The sequence below is a fragment of the Streptomyces sp. SID5910 genome (assembly GCF_009862125.1).
GTDB lineage: Bacteria > Actinomycetota > Actinomycetes > Streptomycetales > Streptomycetaceae > Streptomyces.
Genome location: NZ_WWHX01000705.1, coordinates 1 through 3,976, shown reverse-complemented (window position 1 = coordinate 3,976; position 3,976 = coordinate 1). Strand labels below are relative to the sequence as shown.

Genomic DNA, 3,976 nt, shown 5'->3' with positions numbered 1-3,976 from the left:
GGCCACGACCGGGGCCCGCACCCCCGCCGGCGGCCCGGGCGGAGTGGAGCGCGGCTCCGGACGCGGACCCACGGCCGCCGCGCCCCGGCGCACCCGGCGGACCCCGGCCCGCTGCCGGGTCTGCGGCCGCACCCTCACCGACGCCGGCGAGATGAAGCTGATGCGCTGCGAGGACTGCCCGTCCGACATGGACGAGGGCGTCTACGAGCGGCTGCGCGAGTGGCGGGCGGTCCAGGCGGGGCGCAGCGGGCAGCCCGCGTTCTGCGTCTTCACCGACAAGACGCTGATGGCGATCGCCGAGTCGGTGCCGGAGGACGAACACGAGCTGGCCAGGATCCCGGGGGTCGGCGCCCGCAAGTTCAACCGCTACGGAGCCGACGTCCTGGCCATCTGCGCAGGCCGGGACATCGCCGGGCTTGACGAGGACGACTGATCCCAACTCGTCGAAAAAATAGTTTGCGCATGCCCCGGGAATCCCCATAGGTTCTTGGTCACGGGGAACGACGGCCTTCCCGAAGGCCCTGCCCCCGTGTTGTACTTGCATATCCGCGGACCGGTTCGCACCGGTCCCCCGAGACGCCGAGAGGAGGCGAGTCCAGTGATCAGCATCAACGCCAGCACCACCGCCGGTTCCACCGCCAAACTGACCGATCGCTCGACCGTCTCCCTGTGCATGCTCGGCTCCTCGATCCAGGGCACCGGTCTGTCCGGCATCCGTGCCGACCGTCCGGCGTCCCTCTCCGTTGCCCCCGCGGGTCTCCCTGTCCGCGAGCGCAATGAGCGACCGACCAAGGCACTGGAAGCAGCAGTAACGGCGCAGGCTCAGGCCTATGCCTTTACGGCGACCGGTGCCGGAGTCCGGAAGCAGACGACGCAGCACCACCACCTGATGTGGGCCTTCCGTGGGCCAGAACCCTGGAGTGATCCAGCCTGATCTGATCAGGCCGGCGCCTTCAGGGCCGCGGAACCCCATCCGGGATCCGCGGCCCTTCTGTTTTCCCCGAACGGGGACGACAGCCCGAAGGAGCCTCGGGACAAGAAAAGAACCCGGTACCAAGCCGCACCCGGCCGACCGGCCGGAACGACCAGACGAGGAAGACCAACCGTGCAACTCGAAGCGCACGCCCCGTCCGTACCGCCTTCCGACACGATCCCCAAGCCCGGCCTCACGGAGGACCCCACCTTGACCCCGCTCACCGCGCTCACCGCGCTCGACGACGCCATCGAGAACCTCGGCGTGCCCGTCCCCTGCCGTTCCTACGACCCGGAGGTCTTCTTCGCGGAGTCGCCGGCGGACGTCGAGTACGCCAAGTCCCTCTGCCGCACCTGTCCGCTGATCGAGGCCTGCCTCGCCGGCGCCAAGGAGCGGCGTGAGCCCTGGGGCGTCTGGGGTGGAGAGCTGTTCGTCCAGGGTGTCGTCGTCGCCCGGAAGCGGCCCCGTGGCCGCCCGCGCAAGAACCCGGTCACGGCATGAACATCACCGGAACGATCGATCGCCCCCTCACGCACGACCCCAAGAAGCAGGCCCCGATGAAGCCGTCCACCGACGAGATCGCAGGCACGACGCCTGAAGACTTCACCACCAGCGGCGCGAAGGACTCGCGTCAGAACAGGACCCGCGAGATGCAACTCATCCCAGAAGCCCTGGCGCGTGCGCATATGCACGAGCGCCTGCATGAGGCCGAGCAGGAACGCCGGGCCATGCGTCTGGCGACCGCTCGCCGGATGCAGCGCCGGGCCGAGCGCGCCTCGATGCGCGCCCGGCGTGCGCTCGCCATGGCGGTCATGCAGTAACCGACCACACCCGAAGCGGTGGCCTCCGTCCCGGAGGCGAAGCCTTCCCCGTGGGGGCCGGTCCGTACGAACGGACCGGCCCCCACGGCGCGTTCAGCACCGGCGGCTCACGCCTCCACCGCCGTCTCCTCCGCCTCGTCCTCGGCCTCGCCGTCGGCCTCGGGGGCGAAGCCCGCGAGCCACTCCTCCAGCTCCTCTCGCAGCCGCACCGTCGCGCCCAGCTGGCACAGCACGCCGATGGTGCTGAGGCTCACCCGGTGGATCAGCAGATAGGCCGGAGGCAGGTTGAGCTGCTTGGCCAGCTGGTAGGCGGGGGAGCGGGGGTCGGCGATCCTGGCCGCCTGGCTGCGCATCCAGCCGCGGGTGAAGGTGAACTCGTCGACCCGGGCCGGCTCGATGATCGGCAGCAGGTAGTCGAGGACGGCGTCGGGATCCAGCTCTATCGACTCCTTGACGAAGCCCTCCGCGCACAGCATCTCGTAGACGGCCTCGGCATCGCCGTCCAGCGTCATGCGGAGCGCCTCGCCGATGGGCTGCGGCAGTCCGCCCGGGAGGCGGTCGACCGTGCCGAAGTCCAGGACGCCGAGGCGCCAGTCGTCCTCGCCCTCCGGCCCGCCGGGCAGCAGCCGGAAGTTGCCCGGGTGCGGGTCGGCGTGCAGGAGGCCGGTGCGGGCCGGACCGGAGAACAGGAAGTGGGCCAGGAGCTGCCCGGCCCGGTCCCGCTGCTCCGGGGTGCCGTCCGCGATGACCTCCGACATCGGGATGCCGTCGATCCACTCGGTGATCAGGACCTGGTCGCACTCGTGGACCACGTCCGGCACCACGATGTCCGGGTCGCCCGCGAACTCCTCGGCGTGGGCGCGCTGCGCCTGCGCCTCCAGCCCGTAGTCCAGCTCCTCCGAGACCCGGTCCTTCAGTTCCGTGATCAGTGGCTTGATGTCCATGCCGGGCACGAGCGGGCCGAGGAGGCGGGCGAAACGGCTGAGCTGGTTCAGATCGGACAGCAGGGCCTCGCCGGCGCCCGGGTACTGCACCTTGACGGCCACCTCGCGGCCGTCGTGCCACACCGCCCGGTGCACCTGGCCGATCGACGCCGCCGCGGCGGGCTTGTCGTCGAACTCCACGAACAGGCCGGACCAGTCCTCGCCGAGCCGCTCGGCGAGCACGGAGTGCACCGTGCGCGTCGGCATCGGGGGAGCGGCCTCCTGGAGCTTGGTCAGCGCGGCCCGGTACGGACCGGCGACCTCCTCGGGCAACGCCGACTCGAAGACGGACAGGGCCTGCCCGAACTTCATCGCGCCGCCCTTGAGCTCGCCGAGAACCTTGAACAGCTGCTCCGCGGTGCGCTGCTGGAGCTGCTGGCCGACGATCTCGGCGGACTCGCCCACGATCCGCTTGCCGAGTCCCCAGGTCGCCCGCCCGGCGAAGCCGAGCGGGAGCGCGGCGAGCTTGGCGGTCCGGGTGACCGCCTTCCGGGGAAGATCAGACATGCGCCCTCCAAGTCCCAGCCGGCCGCGCCGCTGCTGCCTCACGGCGTACGTCGGCTGACGGCCATTGCCCAGCCATTGTCGCGCGTCGGCCCCCGTTCCCGGGGGTGTGTTCCTGGTTACCTTTCCGGCCGGCCCCGCACGGGCACGCCGAATGCGGCCGGACCGGGCGCGCACGCCACCGCAGAGCGGGCAGTGAGACCTCCCAGCGCGCGCCGGCACTGGACGGGGTCCGGCCGTCGAGGAAGGCGAGGGCATGGGCCGCCGCCAGCCCGGCGACGGTCGTGGCCAGCGTCAGATCGCAGGCCGGCACCTGGCGCTGCCGGCCGGAGCGCCACTGCGCGACCAGCCGCGGCCAGGTGGGGTCGCGGTCGGTGCGGTCCGCGTGCAGACAGCCGGCACAGCCCGTCTCGCCGGGCAGGACGAGGGGACCGACGACACCGGTCCCCTCCACGACGCCGGCGTACAGGTGGGGAGTGCCCGACGCCATGAGGGAGTCGGCGTGGGCCGGGTCGGGCGTGTGCGACGCCACATCGTCGCGCGGGGCGAGGACGACCAGGGAGAAGCCCGGCCCGCCGTCCCCGGGCGGGGACGTGGGGCCCCGGCGTGGCGGCCGGTCCGGGGCGGCCCGTCGCACGGCCCGGCGGGCCGCCTCGTCCCGGCGGTCGCCGACGGCCTCGGCGGGCAGCCCGCCC

The 3,976-nt window shown here is 72.3% G+C and carries 6 protein-coding genes; 4 read left to right on the top strand and 2 right to left on the bottom strand.

Annotated features, from left to right (window positions below):
• From GTW67_RS24645 to GTW67_RS24630, 4 genes are all read left to right on the top strand, one after another.
• A partial coding sequence (locus tag GTW67_RS24645) for an HRDC domain-containing protein (RefSeq protein ID WP_202437649.1) occupies nt 1-433 on the top strand: 433 nt, incomplete at its 5' end.
• 165 nt (nt 434-598) lie between these two features.
• On the top strand, nt 599-934 hold the full coding sequence (locus tag GTW67_RS24640; protein ID WP_161166993.1) for a hypothetical protein: 336 nt from the start codon (nt 599-601) through the stop codon (nt 932-934).
• 171 nt (nt 935-1,105) lie between these two features.
• Nucleotides 1,106-1,474, top strand: coding sequence for a WhiB family transcriptional regulator (locus tag GTW67_RS24635; protein ID WP_161166992.1), 369 nt, complete (start codon nt 1,106-1,108; stop codon nt 1,472-1,474).
• Nucleotides 1,471-1,794 (top strand): putative WhiB-interacting protein, encoded by a 324-nt coding sequence (locus GTW67_RS24630; RefSeq protein WP_161166991.1) that lies wholly within the window; start codon nt 1,471-1,473, stop codon nt 1,792-1,794. The genes GTW67_RS24635 and GTW67_RS24630 overlap by 4 nt, the downstream gene beginning before the upstream one ends.
• Before the next feature lie 107 nt (nt 1,795-1,901).
• Here the strand turns inward: GTW67_RS24630 and GTW67_RS24625 are convergent, their stop codons facing one another.
• Both GTW67_RS24625 and GTW67_RS24620 read right to left on the bottom strand, forming a co-directional pair.
• Nucleotides 1,902-3,284, bottom strand: a complete 1,383-nt coding sequence (locus tag GTW67_RS24625; protein ID WP_161166990.1) for an ABC1 kinase family protein — start codon at nt 3,282-3,284, stop codon at nt 1,902-1,904.
• Nucleotides 3,277-3,976, bottom strand: a 700-nt coding sequence (locus tag GTW67_RS24620) for a TOMM precursor leader peptide-binding protein (protein ID WP_161166989.1), incomplete at its 5' end; no start/stop codon positions are given. The genes GTW67_RS24620 and GTW67_RS24625, both read right to left, overlap by 8 nt.